This window comes from Shewanella sp. 125m-1 (assembly GCF_052977065.1).
Genome location: NZ_JBRILT010000089.1, coordinates 1 through 1512, shown reverse-complemented (window position 1 = coordinate 1512; position 1512 = coordinate 1). Strand labels below are relative to the sequence as shown.

The following is a 1512-nucleotide window of genomic DNA, read 5'->3' as shown; positions in this document are numbered from 1 at the left end:
TCTTCATTACGTTTACACCGTTCTATATTAAGGGCAGTTTACCTCATATCGGTGTACAAGTTTATTAAGCCACAATATGTTGATAAAGGATTGTTCTACAAAACAGCAGAAAGGACTCCGCAAGGCGGGATAATCTCGCCAACGCTGATGTTGCTCACGCTGGCTGGATTAGAGCTGTTGGTTAAGTTTATTGCCTGTAAAACAGGGAATAGAGTCAACTTTATCGGATATGCAGACGATTTTGTTATCACAGGTTCTTCGAAGGAAGTGCTCGCTAATGAAATCAAACCGCAGCTAATTGGTTTTCTACAGGAAAGAGGCTTAACACTCTCTGATGAGAAAACGCACATAACTCATATCGATGATGGTTTTGACTTTCTGGGGGCGTTGTTGCCTAAATCTAAGGAACCATTTGGCCGTTCTGTGATCTGATCTTGTTAGTACCACAACGAGACAGGCTTCATGGGCAAATCCAAACGTAAAATAATTAACAGGAAACAGTACAACCAAGCATTAGTCAATCGAGGTTCGGTTACTTTTTGGCTGGATGAATCAGCCATCAATGCTTGGCACTGCAAAGCCCATCACGGCGGTCGTGGTAGAGGTTTTCAATTTAGTGATACAGCGATTGAAACCGCCCTCATGCTCAAAGGCATATTTAAGTTGTCACTGCGGGCAACTGAAGGCTTCATAAATTCTCTGTTTCGACTGATGGATGTGCCATTAGCTGCACCGGATTACACTTGTATAAGCAAGCGGGCAAAGACTGTTGAGGTTAAGTATCGTAACCCCTGTCGAGGTCCCGTGACTCATCTTGTCGTTGATTCAACAGGGTTGAAAGTTTACGGTGAAGGTGAATGGAAAACGCGGAAGCACGGTAAGGAGCGCCGGCGCACATGGCGTAAGTTGCACCTCGGGATTGACGCAGAGACTCACGATGTTATATCAGCCGAAGTCAGCCTCGTTAATGTCGCTGATAACGAAGTATTACCGACAATGCTCAACCCGCTTCGCCGAAAGTTAAATCAAGTCTCAGCTGATGGTGCATACGACACAAAAGAGTGCCACAAATTACTGCAACGCAAAGGTGCAAAACCAACGATTCCGCCGCGTTCAAACGCAGGATACAGGGAAGATGGTCACCCGCGAAATGAGGCTGTTGAAGCATTGAAATCTGGGACGTTAAAGCAATGGAAAGATGACAATGATTACCATCAACGCTCGTTATCGGAGACTGCGATGTATCGCTACAAACAACTCATCGGCTCCAAGTTAAGCTTACGTGATTACAATGCACAGGTAGGAGAAGCTTTGGCGGGTGTAAAAGCGATGAACAAAGTCATAGAGCTAGGTATGCCTGTTAGACAGACCACTCCATAAACACAGAAAACCTTGGTATAGCTGCATCTCAAGCAGTTATTTGATCAACAACGCCCTTTCTGGGATTCAATCTTAGAAAGTACAAAGGCAAATTGCTCATTAAGCCGAGTAAAAGTAACGTTCTATCATTTT

2 protein-coding genes and 1 pseudogene are annotated in these 1512 nt (G+C 44.4%); all 3 read left to right on the top strand.

Translation table 11 applies throughout. The features are described 5' to 3' along the window. On the top strand, positions 1-432 hold a 432-nt coding region (locus tag ACVBIK_RS20630; protein ID WP_447170422.1), incomplete at its 5' end, for a reverse transcriptase domain-containing protein. Positions 433-462: 30 nt separating this feature from the next. Beyond that, positions 463-1380 (top strand): IS5 family transposase, encoded by a 918-nt coding sequence (locus ACVBIK_RS20625; protein ID WP_447170421.1) that lies wholly within the window; start codon positions 463-465, stop codon positions 1378-1380. Positions 1381-1436: 56 nt separating this feature from the next. Continuing rightward, positions 1437-1512, top strand: a pseudogene (locus ACVBIK_RS20620) (reverse transcriptase domain-containing protein); the annotation flags it as partial.